This window comes from Micromonospora sp. PTRAS2 (assembly GCF_054052245.1).
In genome coordinates this window covers 301,962-326,544 of record NZ_JBSWBU010000003.1, presented here as the reverse complement: position 1 = coordinate 326,544, position 24,583 = coordinate 301,962, and the positions used below count along the sequence as shown (strand labels likewise).

General features: G+C 73.9%; 23 protein-coding genes. 13 read left to right on the top strand and 10 right to left on the bottom strand.

All coding sequences use genetic code 11. The features are described 5' to 3' along the window. The first annotated feature begins 148 nt into the window (after positions 1-148). The 5 genes from ACVMYR_RS12280 (at position 149) to ACVMYR_RS12260 (ending at position 3,733) form a co-directional block, all read left to right on the top strand. Positions 149-1,009: a maleylpyruvate isomerase family mycothiol-dependent enzyme gene (locus ACVMYR_RS12280; RefSeq protein ID WP_396792806.1), complete on the top strand. Its 861-nt coding sequence runs from the start codon at positions 149-151 to the stop codon at positions 1,007-1,009. A 115-nt stretch (positions 1,010-1,124) separates the two neighbouring features. Continuing rightward, positions 1,125-1,802, top strand: a complete 678-nt coding sequence (tsaB, locus tag ACVMYR_RS12275) for a tRNA (adenosine(37)-N6)-threonylcarbamoyltransferase complex dimerization subunit type 1 TsaB (protein ID WP_457121850.1) — start codon at positions 1,125-1,127, stop codon at positions 1,800-1,802. Between the two features lie 91 nt (positions 1,803-1,893). Next, positions 1,894-2,340, top strand: a complete 447-nt coding sequence (rimI, locus tag ACVMYR_RS12270; RefSeq protein ID WP_077938351.1) for a ribosomal protein S18-alanine N-acetyltransferase — start codon at positions 1,894-1,896, stop codon at positions 2,338-2,340. Between the two features lie 6 nt (positions 2,341-2,346). After that, a complete protein-coding gene (gene tsaD, locus ACVMYR_RS12265) occupies positions 2,347-3,393 on the top strand; it encodes a tRNA (adenosine(37)-N6)-threonylcarbamoyltransferase complex transferase subunit TsaD (RefSeq protein ID WP_077938340.1) in 1,047 nt (348 codons plus the stop codon). Between the two features lie 85 nt (positions 3,394-3,478). Further along, positions 3,479-3,733, top strand: coding sequence for a hypothetical protein (locus ACVMYR_RS12260; protein ID WP_043965635.1), 255 nt, complete (start codon positions 3,479-3,481; stop codon positions 3,731-3,733). A 76-nt stretch (positions 3,734-3,809) separates the two neighbouring features. Here ACVMYR_RS12260 and ACVMYR_RS12255 read toward each other — a convergent pair whose 3' ends face one another. The 8 genes from ACVMYR_RS12255 to ACVMYR_RS12220 form a co-directional block, all read right to left on the bottom strand. After that, entirely contained in the window at positions 3,810-4,553 is a 744-nt protein-coding gene (locus tag ACVMYR_RS12255) for a DUF4142 domain-containing protein (protein WP_457121849.1), read from the bottom strand. Between the two features lie 229 nt (positions 4,554-4,782). Further along, positions 4,783-5,070: a DUF1707 SHOCT-like domain-containing protein gene (locus ACVMYR_RS12250; protein ID WP_077938342.1), complete on the bottom strand. Its 288-nt coding sequence runs from the start codon at positions 5,068-5,070 to the stop codon at positions 4,783-4,785. Positions 5,071-5,126: 56 nt separating this feature from the next. After that, entirely contained in the window at positions 5,127-6,308 is a 1,182-nt protein-coding gene (locus tag ACVMYR_RS12245; RefSeq protein ID WP_077938343.1) for an ROK family transcriptional regulator, read from the bottom strand. A 25-nt stretch (positions 6,309-6,333) separates the two neighbouring features. Next, the gene (locus ACVMYR_RS12240) at positions 6,334-7,593 is read right to left on the bottom strand and encodes a sugar ABC transporter permease (protein WP_457121848.1); all 1,260 of its coding nucleotides are present in this window, start codon (positions 7,591-7,593) and stop codon (positions 6,334-6,336) included. Further along, a complete protein-coding gene (locus ACVMYR_RS12235; RefSeq protein ID WP_077938345.1) occupies positions 7,590-8,411 on the bottom strand; it encodes an ATP-binding cassette domain-containing protein in 822 nt (273 codons plus the stop codon). Before ACVMYR_RS12235 ends, ACVMYR_RS12240 begins: the two co-directional genes overlap by 4 nt. A 119-nt stretch (positions 8,412-8,530) precedes the next feature. Beyond that, a complete protein-coding gene (locus ACVMYR_RS12230; protein ID WP_077938346.1) occupies positions 8,531-9,631 on the bottom strand; it encodes a sugar ABC transporter substrate-binding protein in 1,101 nt (366 codons plus the stop codon). 367 nt (positions 9,632-9,998) lie between these two features. Continuing rightward, positions 9,999-10,478, bottom strand: a complete 480-nt coding sequence (gene ybaK, locus ACVMYR_RS12225) for a Cys-tRNA(Pro) deacylase (RefSeq protein ID WP_074472570.1) — start codon at positions 10,476-10,478, stop codon at positions 9,999-10,001. Between the two features lie 9 nt (positions 10,479-10,487). Next, the gene (locus ACVMYR_RS12220) at positions 10,488-11,759 is read right to left on the bottom strand and encodes a THUMP-like domain-containing protein (protein ID WP_457121847.1); all 1,272 of its coding nucleotides are present in this window, start codon (positions 11,757-11,759) and stop codon (positions 10,488-10,490) included. A 341-nt stretch (positions 11,760-12,100) separates the two neighbouring features. Here ACVMYR_RS12220 and groES point away from each other — a divergent pair, with 341 nt between their 5' ends. The 3 genes from groES to ACVMYR_RS12205 all read left to right on the top strand — a co-directional run bounded on the left by groES (position 12,101) and on the right by ACVMYR_RS12205 (position 15,886). Then, positions 12,101-12,415, top strand: a complete 315-nt coding sequence (groES, locus tag ACVMYR_RS12215) for a co-chaperone GroES (protein ID WP_018222648.1) — start codon at positions 12,101-12,103, stop codon at positions 12,413-12,415. Positions 12,416-12,485: 70 nt separating this feature from the next. Beyond that, positions 12,486-14,132: a chaperonin GroEL gene (gene groL, locus ACVMYR_RS12210; RefSeq protein WP_396793131.1), complete on the top strand. Its 1,647-nt coding sequence runs from the start codon at positions 12,486-12,488 to the stop codon at positions 14,130-14,132. A gap of 158 nt (positions 14,133-14,290) precedes the next feature. Beyond that, complete coding sequence (locus ACVMYR_RS12205; protein WP_457121846.1) at positions 14,291-15,886, top strand: molybdopterin-dependent oxidoreductase; 1,596 nt, start codon at positions 14,291-14,293, stop codon at positions 15,884-15,886. A 102-nt stretch (positions 15,887-15,988) separates the two neighbouring features. Here the strand turns inward: ACVMYR_RS12205 and ACVMYR_RS12200 are convergent, their stop codons facing one another. After that, positions 15,989-16,372 (bottom strand): WhiB family transcriptional regulator, encoded by a 384-nt coding sequence (locus ACVMYR_RS12200; protein WP_043966530.1) that lies wholly within the window; start codon positions 16,370-16,372, stop codon positions 15,989-15,991. Between the two features lie 254 nt (positions 16,373-16,626). Here ACVMYR_RS12200 and ACVMYR_RS12195 point away from each other — a divergent pair, with 254 nt between their 5' ends. Further along, positions 16,627-17,448, top strand: a complete 822-nt coding sequence (locus tag ACVMYR_RS12195) for a helix-turn-helix transcriptional regulator (RefSeq protein WP_091276357.1) — start codon at positions 16,627-16,629, stop codon at positions 17,446-17,448. Positions 17,449-17,978: 530 nt separating this feature from the next. Here the strand turns inward: ACVMYR_RS12195 and ACVMYR_RS12190 are convergent. After that, a complete protein-coding gene (locus ACVMYR_RS12190) occupies positions 17,979-18,383 on the bottom strand; it encodes a DUF5319 domain-containing protein (RefSeq protein ID WP_043965658.1) in 405 nt (134 codons plus the stop codon). A 233-nt stretch (positions 18,384-18,616) separates the two neighbouring features. Between ACVMYR_RS12190 and guaB the strand changes: the two genes are divergently transcribed. The 4 genes from guaB (at position 18,617) to ACVMYR_RS12170 (ending at position 24,544) form a co-directional block, all read left to right on the top strand. Then, complete coding sequence (gene guaB, locus ACVMYR_RS12185; RefSeq protein ID WP_077940130.1) at positions 18,617-20,179, top strand: IMP dehydrogenase; 1,563 nt, start codon at positions 18,617-18,619, stop codon at positions 20,177-20,179. 34 nt (positions 20,180-20,213) lie between these two features. Next, positions 20,214-21,332, top strand: a complete 1,119-nt coding sequence (locus ACVMYR_RS12180) for a GuaB3 family IMP dehydrogenase-related protein (protein ID WP_457121845.1) — start codon at positions 20,214-20,216, stop codon at positions 21,330-21,332. 165 nt (positions 21,333-21,497) lie between these two features. Then, complete coding sequence (locus tag ACVMYR_RS12175; RefSeq protein WP_457121844.1) at positions 21,498-22,913, top strand: M1 family metallopeptidase; 1,416 nt, start codon at positions 21,498-21,500, stop codon at positions 22,911-22,913. A gap of 179 nt (positions 22,914-23,092) precedes the next feature. Continuing rightward, a complete protein-coding gene (locus ACVMYR_RS12170) occupies positions 23,093-24,544 on the top strand; it encodes a M1 family metallopeptidase (protein WP_457122046.1) in 1,452 nt (483 codons plus the stop codon). Positions 24,545-24,583: the final 39 nt, after the last annotated feature.

Genomic DNA, 24,583 nt, shown 5'->3' with positions numbered 1-24,583 from the left:
GGGTGGACCGCCCGGCGGGGAGGGCTGCCCGGCGCGTGGGTCGCGTCGCCCGGTCACACCGCACTTTCGGAGTGACCGGGCGATCACCGTCTGATTTAGACTGTCGGCATCCCGGTATCCCGGCGGCTCCACGGATCGGAGGCGGCACGTGGCGGCTACGGCGACGGTCAACCCGCAGCAGTGGCGCGCGGCCCAGGAGGCGCTGGCGGCGGCCACCGACCGGTTCGCCCGGCTCGTCGAGTCGGTCGACCGGCCGCAGACCATGGTGACCGCGCACTGGTCGGTCGCCGACACCGTCGTCCACCTGGTCTCGGTCGCCTGGTGGTATGCGACGAAGCTCGACCCGGAGCACCCGCCGCTGCCGATCCCGGGTCTCGACGCCCGGCTGCCGACGGTCACCGTGGACACCATCGAGGGCGTCAACGACCTGGTCCTGGCCCACCTGACGGAGCGCGATCCCGCGCCGCTGCTGGCGCAGTTCCGCGCCGACGTGGCGAAGATCCTCTCGATCGCCGCCGACCGCGGCCCCGACGAGTTGCTGCCCTGGTTCGGCGACGCCCGCGCCCCGCTCGCCGGCCTCTTCGGCCACCTCGTCAACGAGCTGCTCGTGCACGGGTGGGACATCGCCCGCGCCACCGGCCGGCCGTGGGAGATGCCCGGCCGGGAGGCCGTGCTGTTCTTCGAGGTGTTCCTCGTCGGGGTGGTCCGTGCCGGCTACGGGCGGCTGCTCGACAACGACGAGCCGCCCCGGGACCGCCCGATCACGGTGGAGTTCCGTTCGGCGTACTGCGCCGACGTCACCCTCGTCCTGCACCGGGGGCTGGTGTCGATCGCCGCGCCGGGCGCCCGCCCGGACGTGCGGGTGCGGTTCGACCCGGCGGCGCTCAACCTGATGCTGTTCGGCCGCGTGAGCCGCGTCCGCACCGCCCTCACCGGCGGCGTTTCGATCCGGGGCCGCCGCCCCTGGCTCCTGTTCCCCTTCCTCCGGGTCCTGCGCACCCCCAGCTGACTCCGCCCCGCCTGTCGATCAAGGGTTCGCGCCATCGTCGAGATCGGCCCCGCCAGGACGGGGCGCGGCGTGGGGGTGCGGGAGGGGCGGTGGGCGGGCGGTTAGGGTTGCGTTCGTGCTCGTACTGGTGGTGGACTCCTCGACCCCTGCGGTGACCGCGGCGCTGGTGGAGGTCACGGCGGACGGCGTGACGCCGCGCGCCCAGCGGCGCACCGTCGACGCCCGCGCGCACGGCGAGCTGCTCGCCCCACAGGTGCACGCCGTCCTCGCCGAGGTCGACGCCCGCCCGACCGACCTGACCGCGATCGTCGCCGGCCTCGGCCCCGGCCCCTTCACCGGGCTGCGGGTGGGGCTGGTCACCGCCGCCACCATGGCCCAGGTGCTCGGCGTCGCGGCGTACGGCGTCTGCTCGCTGGACGGGATCGGCCACCCGGCGGCGGCCGGCGAGCCGGTCCTGGCGGTCAGCGACGCCCGCCGCCGGGAGGTCTACTGGGCGGTGTACGACGGCGCGGGTCAGCGGATCGCCGGCCCCGACGTCGACGCCCCGGCGGTCGCCGCGCAGCGCGCCCGCGACCTGGGGGTCACCGCCGCGGTCGGCGACGGCGCCCACCGGTACGCCGACGTGCTCGGCCTGCCGCTGCGCGACGAGCCCCGCTACCCGGACCCGACCGCGCTGGTCCTGCTGGCGGCCGAGCGGATCCGGGCCGGCGCGCCCGGCGAGCCGCTCACCCCGCTGTACCTGCGCCGCCCCGACGCCGTGGCCGCCACCGCCCGCAAGTCGGTCCTGCCGTGAGCGGGCGGGAGGCCGGGCGGACAGGAACGCCTGCCGTGAGCGGGCGGGAGCGCCGGCCGTGAGCGGGACCGAGCGGCCCGGCCCGGACGGGATCCGGCTGGGCCGGTTCCGCTGGTGGCACGTCGACGAGGTGCTGCCGATCGAGGCGGACCTGTTCGGGGCCGAGCGGTGGTCGCCGGCGATGTTCTGGAACGAGTTGGCCAACGGCCACTTCTACCTGGTCGCCACCCCGGCCGACGGGGAGCGGGTGCTCGGCTACGCCGGGCTCGCCGTCGCCGCCCCGGACGAGGCGTGGGTGCAGAACATCGCCGTCGCCCGGGACGCCCAGCGGCGCGGGGTGGGCCGGGCGCTGCTGGAGGCGCTGCTCGCCGAGGCGGCCCGCCGGGGCGTACGCAGCACGCTGCTGGAGGTGGCGGCGGACAACGGCCCCGCCCAGCGGCTCTACGCAACGTACGGCTTCGAGCCGATCGGCGTCCGCCGCGGCTACTACCAACCCAGCAACACCGACGCGCTGGTCATGCGGCGCGACCAGGACTGAGGAGCCATGGCCGACGCACCGCTCATCCTCGGCATCGAGACCTCCTGCGACGAGACCGGCATCGGCATCGTGCGCGGGCACACCCTGCTCGCGGACGCGCTGGCCTCCAGCGTCGCCGAGCACGCCCGGTTCGGCGGGGTGGTGCCCGAGGTGGCCAGCCGCGCCCACCTGGAGGCCATCGTGCCCACCATGGACCGGGCGCTGGCCGAGGCGGGGGTGACCATCGCCGACATCGACGCCATCGCGGTGACGGCCGGCCCGGGGCTGGCCGGCGCGCTGCTGGTCGGCGTGGCCGCCGCGAAGGGCTACGCGCTGGCCGCCGAGAAGCCGGTGTACGGGGTGAACCACCTCGCCGCGCACGTCGCCGTGGACACTCTGGAGCACGGGCCGCTGCCCGAGCCGGCGATCGCCCTGCTGGTCTCCGGCGGGCACTCGTCCCTGCTGCTCGTCGACGACCTGGCCCGGGGCGTGACCCCGCTCGGCGCGACGATCGACGACGCCGCCGGTGAGGCGTTCGACAAGGTGGCCCGGCTGCTCGGCCTGCCGTTCCCCGGCGGCCCGTACGTCGACCGGGAGGCCGCCGCGGGTGACCCGGCCGCGATCGGCTTCCCGCGCGGCCTCACCGCCGCGAAGGACCTCGCCGCCCACCGCTACGACTTCTCGTTCTCCGGCTTGAAGACGGCCGTGGCCCGCTGGGTGGAGGCCCGCCAGCGGGCCGGCGAGCCGGTGCCGGTGGCCGACGTGGCCGCGTCCTTCCAGGAGGCGGTGTGCGACGTGCTCACCGCGAAGGCGCTGGCCGCGTGCCAGGCCCACGGGGTGGACACGCTGGTGATCGGCGGGGGAGTGGCGGCGAACTCGCGGCTGCGGGTGCTGGCCGAGCAGCGGGCGGCGAAGCTCGGCATCCGGGTGCGGGTGCCCCGGCCGAAGCTGTGCACCGACAACGGGGCGATGGTGGCCGCGCTGGGCTCGCACCTGGTCGCGGCGGGGGTCGCGCCCAGCCGGCTGGACCTGCCGGCCGACTCGGCCCTGCCGCTGACCACGGTCAGCGTGTGACGGCTCGACCTGGCCGGGGAGCGCCGCCAAAGGCTCGACCCGGGAGCGCCGCCGGCGGCCCGACAGGAGCGAGGGGAGTGACGACGTGATCGTACGGATGTGGGAGGCGCGGGCGGAGCCCTACGGCTTCGCCGACCTGATCACCTGGGTCTGCGACACGGCGCTGCCGGAGGTCGAGCACGACCCGCTGCACGTGTCCAGCGAGGTGTTCAGCTCCACCGACCACCGGGTGGTGGTGATCTCGAAGTGGCGCAGCAGCCCTCGGCCGCTGCCCGACCCGCCCGCGACGCTGCTGGCCCGCCCCCCGCACGCGTGGGACTTCACCGAGGTCGACCGCTGACGGCGCAAGGACGCAAGGAAGGGCCCCCTGTTAACGCTTTCTGTTGCACAGGGGGCCCTTCCTAACCAGGCAGCAGTCAACTCCGGCGCAGGATGCGGTACGTGGCGATGCCACCGGTGCCGAGCGCGGCGATGAAGACCAGCCACACCACCGTCGTGCTGACGCCGAGCCGGCCGCCGCTGCCGACGTTCGCGGCTGCCGCCGCGACCAGCGAGTCGCTCTGTGCCGGCGGGAGGGCGGCGGGCGGGAGCTGCTCCCAGCGGACCAGGCCGGTGCTCTCCAGCATCGCCATGTGGTCGGAGACGAAGTCGTTGGCCTCGTCGGCGAGCTTGCGGACGGTCGCGTCCCGGGTGCTGGCGCGCACCGCGCCGATGACCGGGAAGATCTTGCCGTGCGCCACCCGGAGCCGGGTCACGAAGATCTGGTCGAACCGGCCGCCGGTGGACTCCTGCATCTCCTTGAGCCACCCCTTCTGCTCGGCGGTGGCGTCCGTCGGGAGGGTCGCGCCGAGCTTGTTGGCGGCGTCCACGACGAGCTGGTCCAGCACCCCGTGCTGCCGGGAGATCTCCGCGCCGATCTCGCGTACCCGGGCCGACTGGCCCTTCTCGGCGGCCATCTCGCCGGCCGGCATCTCCCATAGGCCGGCCAGCCGTACGCCGGCGAGCAGCGTCATGTCGGCGGCGTTGAGCTGGGCGTTGGCGGGTGCGGCGACGGCCACGCCGGGTAGCACCCCGAGCGCGGCGACGAAGGTGACCACCAGCGCCGCCATCCGGTGGGTCCGGTGCCCTGGCCGGCGACGTGCGGATCTGAGCGGTGCCATGGGTGCGGTGCCTCCTCGGTCCGGGCCGAACGCGTCCGTCCGGGCGGCCGGGTCTCCCGGGCCGCCCCTCCGGTCACTGGTACGGATCGCCGCCGCGATCAGTTCATCCGAATCCCGGAAGAGCGTCTCGCGAAATCAGGCGGGGGGAATCGGGCGGAGTGAATCCGGCGGCGGGCGCGCGGCGGCGGGGAGGGCGCGGGCGCGGCGGGTCAGGTGCGGCGGGAGCGGGTCAGCGGGTGGCGGCCATCAGCAGGCCGAGCAGGATCAGGGTGGCGACGGCGACCGCGAAGACGACCAGCAGGTCCCGCCGGCCGTGCGCGGGCGAGGCGGACAGGACCGGGTCGGCCGGCAGGTCCCGGGTCACCGCGGCCAGGTCGCCGAGGGTGCGGGCGGCCCAGGCGTCGGCGGCCCGCTCGGAGAACTCGTCCAGGGTGAGCCGGCCCGCCGAGGCGTGCCGTTGCAGGTCGGCGACCACCCGCTGCCGGTCGTCGTCGGAGGCGCGCAGCTCGACGTCCACGCCGGACAGCGTACGCAGCCGCGCCCGCCCGGGGCACCCCACGCGGAACGGGGCGGTCAGGCCGCGTCGAGGGGGTCGGCGAGGAGCCGTTCGAACGCCAGCTCGGCCGCGCCGATCAGCGCCGCGTCGTCGCCGAGTTTCGGGGTACGCAGCCGCACGTGCTCCAGGCAGGCCGGGAGCCCCATCGAGTTGAGCCGGCTGCGCACCTGGGCCGCCGCGGCCAGGTAGAGGTCCCGCATCGTGCCGCCGAAGATGACCATCTCGGGGTTGAAGATGTTGACCAGGTTGGCCACGCCGAAGCCGAGCCAGTCCCCGGCCTGCCGTACCGCCGTCTGGGCCCGTGCGTCGCCCCGGTCGGCGGCCTCGAAGACGGCCAGCACCGCGTCGGGCCCCCGGGCGTCGGACCGGCCGGCGGCCCGCAGCAGCCCGTGCTCGCCGATCTCGGTCTCCCAGCAGCCCCGGGAGCCGCACTCGCAGGGCTCCCCGCCGCGAACCACCACCATGTGGCCGACCTCGCCGCTGTACCCGCCGTGCCCGGTCAGCCGCCGGCCGCCGGCGATGATGCCCGCGCCGACGCCGACGTCCCCGTACAGGTAGATGACGTTGTCGCAGCCGGCGGCGACGCCCCGGGCGTGCTCGGCGAACGCCGCCACGTCGGCCACGTTGCCGACGGTGATCGGCACGTCGATGCCCAGCTCGGCGGCGAGCGCCGCGCCGATCGGTTCGTCCACCCAGCCGGTGGTCGGGCTGAGCCGGACCAGACCGTCGTCGCGGCGGACCATGCCGCAGACCGCGACCCCGGCGCCGACGCAGACCGCGCCCGGGGGCACCGACTGGTGCATCTCCTTGACCGCGCCGGCCAGCAGCGGCGCGGCCTCCCCGGCCACCAGGTTGCGGGGCCGGTCCAGTTCCCGGCGATCGAGCACCGCGCCGCCCAGGCCGACCCGTGCGGCCCGCAGCCGGTCCACCTCCACGCTGTACGCGTACGCGTAGACCCGTTCCGACTCGGGCCGGACGACCAGCGACGGTCGTCCGGCCCGGCCGGTCTCCTTCGGTGCGCCCTCGCTGACCAGCCCGGCGCCGGCCAGGTCGGCGGTCAGCGCGCCGATGGTGCTGCGGTTGAGCCCGAGCGTGGTGGTCAACTCGGCGCGGGTCGTCGCGCCGTGGACGTGCACGTAGCGCAGCAGGGCACCGAGGTTCTGCCGACGGATCTCGTCCTGACTCGGTCCCACGCGCATCGTTACCGGTACTTCCGTGCGGGCGTCAACGGTTGCCGGTGGCGGCCGACCGGCGGCGGGACAGGGCGTCCACGCTCGCGGCGAGCAGCAGCACGACGCCGGTGACCACGTACTTGACCCCCGAGCTGTAGCCCATCAGACCCATGCCATTGTCGATCACGGCGACCACCGCGCCGCCGAGCACGGCGTCGAGCACCCGGCCCTTGCCGCCGAAGAGGCTGGTGCCGCCGATCACCGCCGCGCCCACGGCGTAGAGCAGCACATTACTGCCACCCGTGTTGGGGTCGACAGAGTTGGCCCTGCTCGCCGCCACGATGCCGCCGATCGCGGCCATCGAGGAGCAGATGACGAAGACCGAGATGCGGATCCGGTCGACGTTGATGCCGGCGCGGCGGGCCGCCTCCTTGTTGCCGCCGACCGCGTAGACGTGTCGGCCGTAGCTGGTGCGCTGGAGCACGAACGTCCAGACGATCAGCAGCACCGCGATGATCGGCACCACGATCGGCACGCCCTTGAGCGAGGTGATCAGGACGTTGCGGCTGCGCTCCAGGTTGAGCACGTACACGGCGACGCCGAGGATGACCGCCAGCACGCCCACCCGGGCGGCCACGACGGCCAGCGGGTCGGTGACGAGTCCCCGGGAGGACCGGTTGCGGTGCCGCATGAGCTGCACCGCCGCGTAGCCGGCGACGGCGACGGCGGCCAGCGCCCAGCCGATCGCGGGCGGCAGGTTGCGGTTGGAGATCGCCACCAGCGTCTCGTCGCGTACGGAGATGTTGGCGCCCTCCTTCATCAGCATCAGCACGATGCCCTGGAAGGCGAGGAAGCCGGCGAGGGTGACCACGAACGACGGGATGCCGACCTTCGCCACCAGGAAGCCCAGCGCCGTGCCGATGAGCACGCCGGTGACGAGCGCGGCGAGCACCGCGACCCACCAGGGGTAGCCGAGCACGGTGACGACGTTGGCGAGGACGGCCGCGCAGACGCCGCTGGCGAAGCCGGCGGAGAGGTCGATCTCGCCGAGCAGCAGGACGAAGACCAGCCCCATCGCGATCAGCGTGACCGCCGCGCCCTGGGTGAACAGGTTGGCGAAGTTGCCGGCGGACAGGAACGACGGGCGCATGATCGCGAAGACCGTGCAGAGCACGATCAGGCCCAGCACGGCCGGCAGGGAGCCGATGTCGCCGCCGCGTACCCGGCTGAGGTAGCCGCGCACGTGGCCGCCGACGGTGACGGGCGGGGTGACCGCCGCCGGTCCTACCTTCTTCACGACGGTGGTGGTCATCGGAGGGCTCCCGGGGTCGTGCCGACGGCCGCGCCGCCGGTGCCGTTGCCACCCGTCAGCTCGGCGGCGAGCCCGAGGGCGCCGGAGCGCCCGGCGGTGATCAGCTCGACGACCTGCGAGTGGGTGATGTCGGTGGTCTTCACCTGGGCCACCATCTGGCCGAGGTAGAGGGCGGCGATCCGGTCGGAGACCGCGAAGACGTCGTTCATGTTGTGCGAGATGAGCACGACGGCGAGGCCGTTGTCGGCCAGCCGGCGGACCAGCTCCAGCACCTGGGCGGTCTGCGCGACGCCCAGCGCGGCGGTCGGCTCGTCGAGGATGACCAGCCGGCTGTTCCAGAGCACCGCCTTGGCGATGGCGACGGTCTGCCGCTGGCCGCCGGAGAGGCTGGAGACGTGCTGGCGCAGCGACTTCACCGTGCGGACGCTCAGCCCGGCGAGGGTCTCGGCGGCCATCTGCTCCATGGTCGGCTCGTCGAGGACGATGCCGGTGTGCTTCTCCCGGCCGAGGAACATGTTCTGCACGATGTCGAGGTTGTCGCAGAGCGCGAGGTCCTGGTAGACGACCTCGATGCCCAGGGCGGCGGCGTCGCGGGGGCTGTTGATGCTGACCGGGCGGCCCTCGAAGAGGAACTGGCCGGAGTCGGTCGGGTAGATGCCGCTGATGCACTTCACCAGGGTCGACTTGCCGGCGCCGTTGTCGCCGACCAGCGCGGTGACCTCGCCGGGGTGGGCGGTGAGGGCGACGTTGCGCAGCACCTGGACGGGACCGAAGCTCTTGTCGATCCCTCGTAGTTCCAGCAGGGGGGTTGCGGACACAAGGGTCTCCTAACGCGCGGAGGGGAGATCGCGGAGCCCGTCCGGCGCGGGCCGCCGCCCGGCACGGGGTCACCGTGCCGGGCGGCGTCGCCTGGCGGGTACGACGGTCGGCGTACGGGTCAGCTGATGCCGGCTTCGGTGCAGAGCTTGGTGTAGGCGGCGGTGCAGAGCTCTTCCTTGGTGACGAAGCCGTCGGCGACGACGTCCTTGACGTTGTCCTTGTAGATGGCCTTCGGCTCCAGCAGGACGGCCGGGACGTCCCGGTTGCCCTCGACGTCCTTGACGGTCTGCCCGGTGTCCTTCTTCTCGCCCTTGGCGACCGCGATGGCCAGCTCGGCGGCGGCGTCCGCCTCCTTCTTGACCGCCTTGTAGACGGTCATGCACTGGTCACCGGAGAGGATGTTCTGCAGGCCCTGCACGGTGGCGTCCTGCCCGGTCACCGGGACCTTGCCGTTGAGCTTGTTCTTCTTCAGCACGGAGATGGCCGCGTTGCCGAGGCCGTCGTTCGCGGCCAGCACGCCGTCGATCTTGCCGCTGGCCTTGGTGTACTGCTGCTCGAAGATCGTGGCGGCCTGCGTGTTGTCCCAGTCCGGCACCGAGTCGTCGGCGACCTTGGTGTACTCCTTCGAGTCGAACTTCGGCTTGAGCACCGAGTCGTACCCGTTCTTGAACAGGGTCGCGTTGTTGTCGGTCGGCGAGCCGTTGAGGTAGGCGATGGCCGGGTTCTTGACGCCCTTGTCGGTCAGGCACTTGGCGAGGCCCTCGCCCTGGAGCTTGCCGACGGCCTCGTTGTCGAAGCTGACGTAGTACTGCGCGGAGCCGCCCAGCGTGAGCCGGTCGTAGTCGATCGTGGCGACGCCCTGCGACTTGGCCTTGTCGAGCACGGCCTTGCCGGTGCCCGAGTCCAGGTTGACGATCATCAGGGTGGTCACCCCGTTGGTGATCATCTGGTCCGCGATGGTCTGGAACGCGGTCTTGTCGCCCTGCGCGTTCTGGATGTCGTACTCGACGTTGGCGGCCTTGAACGCGGCCTCCAGGAACTTGCGGTCGGCACCCTCCCAACGGGCGGAGGACTTGCTGTCCGGCAGGATCACGCCGATCTTCGGCTTCTTCTCGGAGGATCCGGCCTGGTTGCCGCCGTCGGAGTTCTCGCCGCAGGCGGCCATGCTGCCGGCGGCCAGCAGGCCCACGGCGGCGAAGGTGAGGAAGCCCTTGCGCATCTGCACGGGTCCTTTCGGGGGTGGGGGAGTGGGAGTGGAGCGGTGTTTTGTTGTGTCCGGCAACGTATTGCGCACCGCGCTGCCGGCACAAGGCCGCCGAGGTCAGAAGTTTGTTGGCGGCGGTAACAATTCAGCAACGTGATCGACACTCTGCCCTAACCGCCCCGAAAGCGGGCAGGCCGAAGGGCCGCGCCTCGACGCGGCGATCATGAGAATCACCGATGCCGCAGGCCGCCAAACCTGCCGCAGGCCGACGCCTCGGCTCGGGGGGTGCCGGCCCGGGACGCCGGGCGCGGGGTGTCGGCCTGGGTGCCGCTCGGCCGGGGTGCTGCTCGGCCCTTGGTGCCGCTCGGCTCGCGGCGTCGCGTCAGCCGGCGGCGATGGGGGCGGCGGTGGCGTCGGTGAGCGCGACCAGGTCGGCCGGGGCGAGCTGGAGCTGGAGGCCGCGCCGGCCCGCCGAGACGTACACGGTGTCGTGGGCCAGCGCGGAGGCGTCCAGCACCGTGGGCAGCCGCTTGCGCTGGCCGAGCGGGCTGATCCCGCCGCGCACGTACCCGGTGGCCCGCTCCGCCACCGCCCGGTCGGCCATCGTCGCCCGCTTGCCGCCCAGCGCGGCGGCGAGCGCCTTGAGGTCCAGCTCGCCGGTCACCGGCACCACCGCCACCGCGAGCGCGCCGTCGACCTCGGTGACGAGGGACTTGAACACCCGCTCCGGCGGCACACCCAGGGCCGCCGCGACGAGCGCGCCGTAGTTCGGCGCGTCCGGCGACACGTCGTACGGGTGGGTGCTGTGCCGGATCTTCCGCTTTGTCAACAGCGCCGTCGCCGGAGTCCCCTGTCCCGCCATGCCGACAAGCTAGCCGGCCGCCGCCTCCTGATCCAGCGGATACGTCACCGGGCGGCAGACCAGCACGGTCGGCGCGCCGGCCACCCGGGTCAGCACCAGGCTCGCCGCCTCCGGGCCGGCCAGCCGCAGGTCACGCCGCAGCCGCTCCGGCTCCAGCGCCGAGCCGCGCTTGAGGATCTCGACCCGGCCCACCCTGCGCTCGCGCAGCAGGGCGCGCAGCCGTTTCAGCGAGAACGGCAGCACGTCGGTCACCTCCAGGCAGCGGGCGAACGGCGTCGCGCCGGGAGTGTCGGCGTACAGGTAGGCGATGGTCGGGTCGGCGAGCGTGGCGTCCAGCTCGCCGGCCAGCTCCGCCACGAGGTGCGCGCGGACGACGGCCGGGTCGGGGTCGTGGACGTACCGCCGGACGGGCCCGACGGCGGCCTCTTCCGTGCCGGAACCGGTGAGCTGGTGGTGGCAGGCGGGCCGGGGGTGATTGCAGGGGGCCCTTCCTATACAGAAAGCGTTAACAGGGGGCCCTTCCTTCAGCACGGTCGCGCGGCGGGGGACCTCGGCGAGTCGGCCGCACCACAGGGCGGCCTCGACCAGGTCGCCGCCCACGCTGACCCACTCCGCCTCCGCGCCGGCCGGGATCAGGCTGTGGTCGAGCCCCGGGGCCACCTTCACCACCGTGTGCGGCACCCGCTCGGCCAGCGCGGTGACGAAGTCCCACGGCGGCGAGTAGGCGTTCGGGTCGAAGATCCGCCGGCCCGTGCCGGCCCTGCGCCGCGCCGGGTCGCAGAACGCCGCGTCGACGGCGGACACGTCGAACGCCGTGGCGTCGCCGCACTCCACCGTGAAAACGTCGGCCAGCCCGGCGGCCTCGGCGTTCGCGGCGGCCATCGCGGCGGTGACCGGGTCGGCCTCCACCCCGTACACCCGGATGCCGGCGCGGGCGGCGGCGAGCGCGTCGGCGCCGAGGCCGCAGCCCAGGTCGGCCAGGGTGCGCACCCCGGCGGCGCGCAGCCGGTCGGCCCGCCGGGCCGCGACGACCCCCCGGGTCGCCTGCTCCAGCCCCGCGCGGGTGAGGAACATGCCGGCCGCCGCCGGCCCGAACTTGGCGACGGCCCGGCGGCGCAGCTCGGCCTGGGTCAGCGCGGCGGCGGCCAGCCCGGCGGGCACCCCGGCCGAGCGGAGCGCGGCCGCCGCCGCCAGCGGGTCGCCGCCGGCCACCTCGGTCGCCGCGGCGAGCGCGGCCGACCCCTCGGGGGTACGCAGGGCGGCGAGCTGGTCGAGATCCACGCGCCCATTGTCGGGCCCGGGCGGCGGCGGACCGACGGCGGTGGTGGTGTCGGAGGTCGACGAGGTCCGGGGGCGGCGGTGGCGGCGTGTCGCGGTGACGAGTGGCGAAACTGTGGCGACACGACGGGCGACGCGTTGGCACTCTCCTTGACGGAGTGCTAGCCACGGCCTAACCTGCGATTAGCACTCTCCCATCGAGGGTGCCAGCTTCCGGGCCCCGTGCCCGGGGGTTGACGCCAGGCGGACCGGCACCCGCGACGACGGCCCCGCCCGGTGGCATGTGGCAGATTGACGCTGGTCGGCCCCGCCGTCCGGCAACGAAACCAGTACCCCAGGAGGGTATGCCCGTGACTACCGCGACCAAGGTTGCGATCAAGCCGCTCGAGGACCGCATCGTGGTCCAGGCGAACGAGGCTGAGACCACCACGGCGTCGGGCATCGTGATCCCCGACACCGCCAAGGAGAAGCCGCAGGAGGGCACCGTCCTCGCTGTCGGCCCGGGCCGGATCGACGACAAGGGCAACCGCGTGCCGATCGACGTGAAGGTCGGCGACACCGTCCTCTACTCGAAGTACGGCGGCACCGAGGTCAAGTACGCCGGCGAGGAGTACCTGGTGCTCTCCGCCCGCGACGTCCTCGCGGTCATCGAGAAGTAAGCAACCGATCCGCGTCACTGCCCCGGTCCGGCTCGCCGGGCCGGGGCAGTGACGCTTCGAAGGGATACAGATGGCGAAGATCCTGAGCTTCTCGGACGACGCCCGGCACCTGCTGGAGCACGGTGTCAACGCCCTCGCGGACGCGGTCAAGGTCACTCTCGGCCCGCGCGGGCGCAACGTCGTCCTGGACAAGAAGTTCGGTGTGCCCACGATCACCAACGACGGCGTGACCATCGCCAAGGAGATCGAGCTCACCAACCCGTACGAGAACCTCGGCGCGCAGCTGGTCAAGGAGGTGGCGACCAAGACCAACGACGTCGCCGGCGACGGGACCACCACCGCGACCGTGCTGGCCCAGGCCATGGTCCGCGAGGGCCTGCGCAACGTGACCGCCGGCGCCAACCCGTCCGGCCTCAAGCGCGGCATCGACGCGGCGGCCACGAAGGTCTCCGAGGCCCTGCTCGACCGGGCCGTCGAGGTCGCCGGCAAGGAGTCGATCGCGCACGTTGCGACGATCTCCGCGCAGGACGCGACCATCGGCGACCTGATCGCCGAGGCGATGGAGCGGGTCGGCCGCGACGGCGTCATCACCGTCGAGGAGGGCTCGGCGCTCACCACCGAGCTCAACGTGACCGAGGGCCTCCAGTTCGACAAGGGCTTCATCTCCCCCAACTTCGTCACCGACGCGGAGGGTCAGGAGTCGGTCCTGGAGGACCCGTACATCCTGATCACCACGCAGAAGATCTCGGGGATCGAGGAGCTGCTGCCGCTGCTGGAGAAGGTCCTCCAGAACAACAAGCCGCTGCTGATCGTCGCCGAGGACGTCGAGGGTCAGGCCCTGTCGACGCTCATGGTCAACTCGGTCCGCAAGACCCTCAAGGTCTGCGCGGTCAAGGCCCCCGGCTTCGGCGACCGCCGCAAGGCGATGCTCCAGGACATGGCGATCCTCACCGGCTCCGAGCTGGTCGCCCCTGAGCTGGGCTACAAGCTTGACCAGGTCGGCCTGGAGGTGCTCGGCACCGCCCGGCGCGTCGTGGTCGACAAGGAGACCACCACCATCGTCGATGGCGGTGGCCAGGCCAGCGAGGTCGCCGACCGGGTCGCCCAGATCCGCAAGGAGATCGAGGCCTCGGACTCCGACTGGGACCGGGAGAAGCTGGCCGAGCGGCTGGCGAAGCTCTCCGGCGGCATCGCGGTCATCAAGGTGGGCGCGGCGACCGAGGTCGAGATGAAGGAGCGCAAGCACCGCATCGAGGACGCCATCGCCGCGACCAAGGCCGCCGTCGAGGAGGGCACGGTCCCGGGTGGCGGCGCCGCCCTGGCGCAGATCCTGCCGGTGCTCGACGACGACCTCGGCTTCACCGGTGACGAGAAGACCGGCGTCTCGATCGTGCGCAAGTCGCTGGTCGAGCCGCTGCGCTGGATCGCCCAGAACGCCGGCCACGACGGCTACGTGGTGGTGCAGAAGGTCGTCGGCAGCGAGTGGGGCCACGGCCTCGACGCCGCCATCGGCGACTACGTGGACCTGGTCAAGTCCGGCATCATCGACCCGGTGAAGGTGACCCGCAACGCCGTCACCAACGCCGCCTCGATCGCCGGCCTGCTGCTCACCACCGAGAGCCTGGTGGTGGAGAAGCCGGAGAAGGCCGAGCCGGCCGCCGCCGGTGGCCACGGCCACTCGCACGGCCACGGCCACCAGCACGGCCCGGGTTTCTGACCCGCGACGGCTGACCCAGCCACACCACACGGTCAAGGCACGCCGGCTCCCCACGGCGTGCCTTGACGCGTCTCCGCCCCGCGTTCGCCCGGGGCCGGTTGCTTACGGAACGCTGACGTGCCTGTCGCTTCCCCGGCCCCGTCGGAAACACTGGGCGGATGGGCACCATCTCGCGCGGGTACGCCGCGCTGGCCGGGATCACCGCCGCCGCCGTGGCGATCGGCACCGCCGAACCGGTGGCGGTGCTGACCGGCCCCCGGTCGGCACCACTGGTCGCGGTCGGCGGGCTGGTCGTCGACACCGTCCCCGAACCGGTCAAGCAGTTCGGCATCGCCGTCTTCGGCACGTACGACAAGATCGCCCTGCTGGTCGGGACGGCGCTGCTGCTGGCCGGCTTCGCGGCGCTGCTCGGCGTCCTCGCCGCCCGCCGGCTGTGGCTCGGCCTGGCGGGCATCGGGGCGTTCGCGGCTCTCGGGGTGGCCGCCGCGCTGACCCGGGCCGGCGCGGACGCCACCGACGCGCTGCCGGCGCTGGCCGGGGCGGCCCTCGGCGCGCTGACGCTCTGGCTCCTGCTGGCCGGCCCCCTGCACCCCGACCCCTGGCCGTGGACCCCGCCCGGTGAGAAGGAAGGGCCCCTTGTTAACACCCCCCTGTTAACAAGGGGCCCTTCCTTGCACCCCGAGCGCCCGGAGGGGCGGCGGCGGTTCCTCACCGGCGTGGGCGCGCTGGCCGGCGCGGCCGTGGTGACCGGGCTGGGCGGGCACTGGCTGGCCGGGCGGCGCGGGGTGTCGCAGGCCCGGCAGGCGGTCGCCCTGCCTGCGCCGGCCTCGCCCGCGCCGGCGGTGCCGGCCGGGGCGGACCTCTCCCTCACCCAGCTCGCCCCCTACGTCAGCCCGACGTCCGGGTTCTACCGCATCGACACCGCCCTGGTGGTGCCGCAGGTCGACCCGGACACCTGGCGGCTGCGCATCCACGGCCGGGTGCGCAACCCGATCGAGCTGAGCTTCGCCGACCTGCTGGCCCGCCCCATGGTCGAGCGGTACGTCACCCTGGCCTGCGTGTCGAACGAGGTCGGCGGGGACCTGATCGGCAACGCCCGCTGGCTGGGCGTGCCCATCCGGGAGCTGCTCGACGAGGCGCAGCCGGAGGAGGGCGCGGACCAGGTCGTCGGGCGCTCCGTCGACGGCTGGACCTGCGGCACCCCGACGGCGGCGCTGCGCGACGGCCGGGACGCCCTGCTCGCGGTGGGGATGAACGGCGAGCCGCTGCCGGTGGAGCACGGTTTTCCCGTACGCATGGTGGTGCCCGGCCTCTACGGCTACGTCTCGGCCTGCAAGTGGGTGACCGAGCTGGAGCTGACCAGCTTCGCCGACTTCGACGCGTACTGGGTGCCCCGGGGCTGGTCGGCGCAGGGGCCGATCAAGACCCAGTCGCGGATCGACACGCCCCGCCCCCGCAACCGGCTCACCGCCGGCCCGGTCATGGTCGCCGGGGTGGCCTGGGCGCAGCACCGGGGCATCCGCCGGGTCGAGGTACGCGTGGACGACGGCCCGTGGCGGGAGGCGACGCTCGCCCCGACGGTGTCGGTGGACACCTGGGTGCAGTGGTCCTGGCAGTGGGCGGCCACCTCCGGCGAGCACACCCTCCAGGTGCGGGCCACCGACGCCAGCGGCGAGACGCAGACCGAGCGCCGGCAGCGCGTCGACCCGGACGGCGCGACCGGCTGGCACACCGTCCGGGTCACCGTGGGCTGACCGCCGGGCGGAGCCGCGCCGGCAGGCGGGTCGCCCGGCCGTGGGCGTGGCGGGCGGCCCGCCGGTGGCCCGGTCACCCGACGGTGGGCGTGGCGGCGGTCGTCAGGCGACGCTGCGCTGCGCCGGCACGGTGGACTTGTGCGGACGGCCCAGGCGGGCCTCCAGGCGGGCCACGTCGACGCGGGAGTGCCGGCGGTCGGCCAGGTCCTCCCAGCCCACCGCGAGCAGCCGCAGCCGCTCCGCCTCGCTGAAGCCGCCCCACACCCCGTAGGGCTCACGGACGGCGAGGGCGTGCGCGGCGCACTCGGCGCGTACCGGGCAGGCCCGGCAGACCGTCTTGGCGCCGGACTCCCGGCGCAGCCGGGAGGAGCCGCGTTCGCCGTCGGGGTGGAAGAACTGGGCGCTGTCGCGGCCCCGGCAGGCACCGAGCCGCTGCCAGTCCCAGAGGTCGACGATGGGTCCGGGCAGCCTGCGTACGTTCGACATCAGCACCCCTCCTCCCGCGCGGCACCGCGGAGATCCTCAGTTGACCGGTGTCCGGGCGGCGGCCGCGCTGGCGCACCGTTTCCGGCTCGGGCTCCCCGTTACCCCGCCTCGCTTCCGCTCACACGTCTGTGATCGAAAAGGTCGGACAACCTGACTGATATGCCCTAACTGTCGGAAAAGTTCGAAGGATTGCCGGGAACGCCCACCCGACGCCGCCTCCCCATGGTCTGCTCGGGGTCGGAGAGGAGACCACAGTGCGTACTGTCCTCGTGTGCGTTCGGACACCGCTCGCCGCGCAGCAACTGAACTCCGCGGCGGCGCGGCTAGGGCTGTCCGCCGCCGTTCGTACGGCCGTCTCCGATCCCGAGGTGATGCTGCGCCTGGCGGAGGTCCCGGCGGACGTCGTGCTCGCCGACACCGCCCTCACCCGGCCGGACAGCGCTGGCTTCGTCCGGCGGGTGCTGGCCCGCGCCCCGCAGGCCGCGGTGCTGCTGCTCGGCGCGGAGGAGTCCGAGGCCGCCGCCGCGACCATCGGCGCCGGCGCCCGGGGGCTGATCCAGGGCACCGACCACGATCTGACCAGCGCGGTGGCGAAGGCGCTGCTGCTGCTCTCGGCGCCCGGCCGCGCCACCCGCAGCCGGGTGACCGACCCGGCCCGCGACGCCGCCTCCGTCGGCGGACCCGCCCGCCCCGCCCCGGCCGGACGTCCCCCGGCCAAGCCCGGCCCGGCCTGGCCGGCGGGCCCCGAGGAGCCGCCCGGTGGTACGCCGCCGGTGGTGCCGGTGCAGCGCGGCGACGACGAGGTGGAGGCGGGCGGCGAGGGCGAGACCCCGGCCGCGGCGGGGCAGCGTCCCGCCCCGGCCAGGGGCGGCCGGAGCGCGATCGGCCTGACGGAGCGGGAACTCCAGGTGCTGCTCGGCATGGCCGAGGGCAAGAGCAACGCCGAAATCGGCCGTGAGCTGTTCGTCTCGGAGGACACCGTCAAGACGCACGCCCGCCGGCTGTTCCGCAAGCTCGGCGCCCGGGACCGCGCGCACGCGGTGGCCGCCGGCTTCCGCGCCGGGCTGGTCACCTGACCCACCCAGCTGCCCGCCCACCCGCGCGCCTTCCCGCCCACCCCGCAGGAGGTACGGCCTGGGCAGAAGCCGCGAGACCGGCCCATCGGGCCGCGAGTGCACGATCGCCGTGGCGCTGTCCGCTGCCGTCCGTCTCGCCCCGCTGGTGACACAACGTGGTCTCCCTGCCCGGCAACACCAACCCCACCGCTCCCTTTGCTCTGCACCCGGATACGCAACGCTTCACGCTGGGTGTCCGGCCATGGCGGGTGCGTGCCGTGTGCGATTGGCGTATCGCCAGCTCAGCGCCGGTGATGCGTGGGTGGGTGCAGAGCAAAGGGAGGGGGCGATGTGTGGGGAGTCCGGCGACCCTTACTCAGGGTCAGGTGGCGGGCTGCGGTGGCCCGCCCCGGCGATCGTGACGGAAAGTCTTCGACGGGGGTTCGGGTGTCGGGTCCGGGTGCCGCGTAGGTGCCGCGCGGGAGCCGGGTGGCGCGCAGACGTGGCGACGCGGCGGACGGCCGCGCGGTAGGGGTGTGGTGACGGGGACCCTAGGGGGTCGGGTCGTCGTCGGTGCCCTCGGTGAGGGTGTCGTGCACACCGTCGGCGTATCCCCGGGCGTAGTCCCACGTGACGTAGTGGTCCGGATCCGGGTCGTAGGCCGGCTCGTGCACGCGGGGGCGGCCGGAGCTGAGCAGGTGGCGCAGGTTGCCCCGCAGCAGGTCCCAGTCGAAGTAGTGCGGCTCGCGGCAGTCCTCGCACTCGATGACCAGCCCGCGCACGCCGACGGGGGCCAGCAGGGCCTGGTAGATCTCCAGGTCGGCCAGGTCCTCCAGCACGTCCTGCCGCTCGACCTCGGTCAGCGGGTCGAGCGTGTCGTCGTCCGCCGGGTCGTGCAGCTCCGCCGCCGGATCGGCCGGGTCGCCGTTGAACGGGTCGATGGGCTCGTCGTGCACCCCCTCACCGTAGACCCCGCGCCGGACGGACGCCCGCCCCCGTCCGGCCGGTCACCCCGCGTCGGCCTCGGCGGGGGTGAACGTCACGCAGCGTCGTCCACCGGCCCGGCACCGGCGGGGCCGGCCTGGGCCGATGGGTACGATGACACTGACGCGTCCTCACCCGGCGCGCGCCGGACGTCCGCGCGCGCCTCCTCGCCGAAGCCCGCCCGACCCAGCTCAGGAGAGCAATCGTGGACAATTCGCCCAGCATCGATCTTCCGGCCGGCGCCGACACCGGCGAGCTGGGCGGCCACCTGCCGGAGCTGCCCGCCGGCTCGGCCCGGGTGGTCCCGCTCGGCCTCACCTTCGACGACGTGCTCCTCCAGCCCGGCGAGTCGGACGTGGTGCCCAGCCGGGTCAACACCCGCACCCGGCTGACCCGCAACGTCGAGCTGACCGTCCCGCTGCTGTCCAGCGCGATGGACACGGTCACCGAGGCGCGGATGGCGATCGCCATGGCCCGCCAGGGTGGCATCGGCGTGCTGCACCGCAACCTCTCCCTGGAGGACCAGGCGCTCCAGGTCGACCTGGTCAAGCGCTCCGAGTCCGGCATGATCACCAACCCGGTGACCGCCAGCCCCGACGACACCCTGCGCGACGTCGACGCGCTCTGCGGGCGCTACCGGATCTCCGGCGTCCCCGTGGTCGACGGCGAGGGGCAGCTCGTCGGCATCGTCACCAACCGGGACATGCGCTTCGTCTCCGAGCCGGCCACCCCGGTCCGCGAGATCATGACCCGCACGCCGCTGGTCACCGCCCCGGTCGGGGTCAGCAAGGACGAGGCGCTGGCCCTGCTGCGTCAGCACAAGGTCGAGAAGCTGCCGATCGTCGACGGCTCGGGCCGGCTGCGCGGGCTGATCACCGTGAAGGACTTCACCAAGAGCGAGCAGTACCCGAACGCCACCAAGGACGACGCCGGCCGGCTCCGGGTGGCCGCCGCCGTCGGCGTGGGCGAGGACGCGTACAAGCGGGCGCGGGCGCTGGTCGACGCGGGCGTCGACGTGATCATCGTGGACACCGCCCACGGCCACCAGCGGGCGGTGCTGGACATGGTCCGCCAGCTCAAGAAGGACGTGACGATCGACATCGTCGGCGGCAACGTGGCCACGTACGCCGGGGCGAAGGCCCTGGTCGAGGCCGGCGCGGACGGGGTGAAGGTCGGGGTGGGTCCGGGCGCGATCTGCACCACCCGGATCGTCGCCGGGGTCGGCGTGCCGCAGATCACCGCGATCATGGAGGCGGCGCGGGCCGCCCGCCCGGCCGGCGTGCCGGTCATCGGCGACGGCGGCATCCAATACTCGGGCGACATCGCCAAGGCCCTCGTGGCCGGCGCCGACACCGTGATGCTCGGCAGCCTGCTGGCCGGCTGCGAGGAGAGCCCCGGCGAGCTGATCTTCATCAACGGCAAGCAGTACAAGGCGTACCGGGGGATGGGCTCGCTCGGCGCGATGCAGTCGCGGGGGCAGGCCAAGTCGTACTCGAAGGACCGCTACTTCCAGCAGGACGTGCTCGCCGAGGACAAGCTGGTCCCGGAGGGCGTGGAGGGCCAGGTTCCCTACCGGGGGCCGCTGGCCGCCGTCGCCCACCAGCTCACCGGCGGGCTGCGGGCCGCGATGGGGTACGTCGGCGCGGAGAGCATCCCCGAGCTGCACCGGCGCGGCCAGCTCATCCGGATCACCGCGGCCGGGCTCAAGGAGAGCCACCCGCACGACATCCAGATGACCGTCGAGGCGCCGAACTACCACTCCCGCTGACCCCACCACCACCCCGACACCACCTGGAGCCACCATGCGTGACGTGGTCGAGATCGGCCTGGGCAAGACCGCGCAGCGCGGTTACCACCTGGACGACATCGCCATCGTGCCGAGCCGCCGCACCCGGGACGTCGACGACGTCTCCACCGCCTGGCAGCTCGACGCGTACCAGTTCGGCATCCCCTGCGTGGGGCACCCCTCGGACGCGACGATGAGCCCGGGGTCCGCCGTGCGGCTCGGCCAGCTCGGCGGGCTGGGCGTGCTCAACGTCGAGGGCCTGTGGACCCGGTACGAGAACCCGACCAAGATCCTGGAGGAGCTGTCGGGCCTCGGCGAGGACGCCCGCGCCACCAAGCGGCTCCAGGAGGTGTACGCCGAGCCGATCCGCCCGGACCTCATCGCCGAGCGGGTCCGCGAGCTGCGGGCCGGCGGCGGCACGGTGGCCGTGCGGGTCTCCCCGCAGCACACCCTGGCGCTGGCCCCGGTGATCCTCGACGCGGGCGTGGACATCCTGGTCATCCAGGGCACCATCGTCTCGGCGGAGCACGTCTCCACCACCGACGAGCCGCTCAACCTCAAGGAGTTCATCGCCGACCTCGACCTGCCGGTCATCGTCGGCGGCTGCACCGACTACAAGACGGCGCTGCACCTGATGCGCACCGGCGCGGCCGGCGTGATCGTCGGCATCGGTGGCGACGGCTGGTCGACCACCGAGTCGGTGCTGGGCATCCGGGTGCCGATGGCCACCGCGATCGCCGACGCCGCCGCGGCCCGCCGCGACTACCTCGACGAGACCGGCGGCCGGTACGTGCACCTGATCGCCGACGGCGACATCCAGACCTCCGGCGACATCGCCAAGGCGCTGGGCTGCGGCGCGGACGCGGTGATGCTCGGCGAGCCGCTGTCGCTGTGCGCGGAGGCCCCGGCAGGCGGCGCGTGGTGGCACTCGGCGGCCAGCCACCCGTCGCTGCCGCGCGGCGCGTTCGAGGTGGCCGGCGAGCCGCTCGGGGAGATGGAGCGGCTGCTGTTCGGCCCGGCCGACGAGCCGGACGGCCAGCTCAACCTGTTCGGTGGGCTGCGCCGGGCGATGGCCAAGTGCGGCTACCGCGACCTCAAGGAGTTCCAGAAGGTCGGCCTGGTCCTCGACCGCTGACCCTGGCTCCGGGGCGACCCGGAAGAGCACGGGGAACGGCCCCGCCGCGGGAGAGCGGCGGGGCCGTTCGCGTCGGGCGGGGTCGATTGTGGGCCTATTGCCGGTTATAGACGCTTCTGTCGGCCGGCGTGGGCTAGGCTCGCCCCCGACAGGCGAGGGAGAGCGATGGTCCGCACAGGAAGACGACCGGTCGGCCGCGCCGTCCTGGCCGCCTGCCTCGTCGTGGGCGCCCTCGCGGCCTGCACCGGAACGCCGCCCGACGCCGACCGCGCCCGCCGTGGGGCGGCCGACGCGGGCGACCCGTACGTCCCCGGGCGCGGCAACGGCGGCTACGACGTGGCCGCGTACCGGCTGCGGGTCCGCTACGACCCCGCCGACGACCGGCTCACCGGGCACGCCACGATCACGGCCACCGCGACGGCCGGGCTGTCCCGGTTCAACCTGGACCTGTCCGGCCTGACCGTCGGCGCGGTCCGCGTCGACGGCGCGAAGGCCGGGCACGCCCGCGAGGGCGAGGAACTGGTGGTCACCCCGGCGCGCGGCCTGGCCCGGGGCGCCCGGTTCACCGTCGACGTGGAGTACGCGGGGGTGCCGCAGCCGGTCGAGAGCAGCACGCTGGGCCTCGGCGGCTTCCTCGCCACCGCCGACGGCGCGGTCGCGCTCGGCCAGCCCGACTCGGCGAGCACCTGGTACCCGGTCAACGACCACCCGTCCGACAAGGCCACCTACGACGTCGAGGTGACCGTCCCCGACGGGCTGGCCGCGCTCGGCAACGGCGTGCCGGTGGGGCGCACCAGCGCCGGCGGCTGGACCACCTGGCGCTGGGCCGAGCGGTCCCCGATGGCCAGCTACCTGAGCACGCTGGTGATCGGCGACTACCGGGTCACGACCGGCACCCACCAGGGCAAGCCGATGGTCACGGCCGTCGCGGCGAGCCTGCCCGCCGACGGGCCGGCCGCCGCCTCGCTGGCCCGCACCGGCGAGGTCGTCGACTTCCTCGCCGACCGCTTCGGGCCGTACCCGTTCGAGTCGTACGGCGGGATCGCGCTCGCCGAGGGCCGCATCTCGTACGCCCTGGAGACCCAGTCCCGCCCGGTCTACGGGCCGGGCTTCTTCCGCTCCGGCCGCCCCGACACCGGGGTCGTCGCCCATGAGCTGGCCCACCAGTGGTTCGGCGACAGCGTCTCGCTGGCCCGGTGGAGCGACATCTGGCTCAACGAGGGCTTCGCCACGTACGCCGAATGGCTCTGGCTGGAGCACGACGGCGGCCGGACCGTCGAGCAGACCGTCGCGGCCCGCTACGCCGCGACGGACTGGTCGCAGCCGTCGGTCGACCCGGGCCGGGCGAACATGTTCGGCGACGCTGTCTACCAGCGGGGCGCCCTCGCGGTGCACGCGCTGCGGCGGACCCTCGGCGACGACGTCTTCTTCCGGGTCCTGCGCGCCTGGACCACGGAGCGGCGCGGCGGCAACGCCACCACGGCGGACTTCGTCGCCCTCGCCGAGCGGGTCTCCGGCCGGCGGCTGGGCGCGCTGCTCGACGCCTGGCTCGTCGGCGGCACCGCGCCCGCGCTGCCCTGAGCCGCGCCGGCACCCAAGGCCGCCGGCCCGGTGGCCCGCAGCGCCCGCGCCACCCCGAGTCGCGCCCGCGCTCGGTAGGCTGCCGCGGGTGGAGCGGCCCGGACGAGCCGGGCCGGCCGGGCGGGCCGAGGGCCGCCGCCGGGCCGGGGGCCTCCGCCGGGAGGGACGACGCGATGACGCTGCGCCTGTGGGGCCTGCGCCTGCGCACCGGGCTGCTGTTGGCCGGCGCGCTCGGGCTGGCCGCCTGCTCCTCGACGCCCGAGCCGGCCGCCCGGGAGGCCACCCCGTCGCCGACGGCGTCGCGGCAGTTCACGCCCGGCGCGGCCGGGCTGGGCGACGAGTACTTCCCCCGGTACGGCAACGGCGGGTACGACGTGACCCGGTACGTGGTGAAGGTCCGCTACGACCCGGCGACGGACCGCCTCACCGGCACCACCACCGTGCAGGCCACGGCCACCGCGAGCCTGTCCGCGTTCCACCTGGACCTGGCCGGGCTCACCGTGCGCGGGGTGACGGTCGACGGCGTCGCGGCCCGGCACGCCCGCGACGGCGACGAGCTGGTCGTCACCCCCGCCGCCGGCCTGACCTCCGGCAACGGCTTCACCGCCGAGATCCGGTACGAGGGCTCGCCGAAGCCGCTGACCAACGAGGCGCTCGGCGAGGGCGGCTTCCGGCACACCTCCGACGGCGCGGTGGCCCTCGGCCAGCCCGAGTCGGCGAGCACCTGGTTCCCGGTCAACGACCACCCCGCCGACAAGGCCACCTACGACTTCGAGATCACCGTCCCGGAGGGGCTGACCGCCGTCAGCAACGGGGTGCCGGTGGGCAAGACCACCCGCGCCGGCTGGACCACCTGGAAGTGGGCCGAGCGGTCCCCGATGGCCAGCTACCTGAGCATGGTGGCCATCGGGAACTTCCGGGTGACCCGCGCCGAACACAAGGGACGGCCGGTGTTCAGCGCGGTCACCACCGGGCTGCCCGAGGGCGCGGCGGACGCCTCGATCGCCCGCACCGTCGAGGTGGCCGACTACCTGGAGGGCGTGTTCGGGCCGTACCCGTTCGGGTCGTACGGCGGGGTGGTCGTCGACGATCCGGGCATCAGGTTCGCCCTGGAGACGCAGAGCCGCCCGGTCTACTCGGCCAACTTCTTCCGCCGCGGCGCGAACAGCGGGGTGGTCGCCCACGAGCTGGCCCACCAGTGGTTCGGCGACAGCGTCTCGCTGGCCCGGTGGAGCGACATCTGGCTCAACGAGGGCTTCGCCACGTACGCCGAATGGCTCTGGCTGGAGCACGACGGCGGCCGGACGGTGCAGCAGTCGTTCGACGGGGAGTACGTCGGCGCGTCGGCGTCGGTGTGGCGGACGCCGCCCGGCCGGCCGGGGGCGGCGAACCTGTTCGGCGACTCCGTCTACCAGCGGGGCGCGATGACCGTGCACGCGCTGCGCACCACCGTCGGCGACGAGGCGTTCTTCCGGATCGTCCGGGGCTGGGCGGCCGACCGGCGCGACGGCAACGTCACCACCGCCGACTTCGTCGCCCACGCCGAGCAGGTCTCCGGCAGGCAGCTCGACGCGCTCTTCGACGCCTGGCTCTACGGCACCGAGCAGCCGGAACGCCCCACGGCCCGCTGACCCACGGGGTGCGCGCCGCACCCTGTCACCTCGTCACGC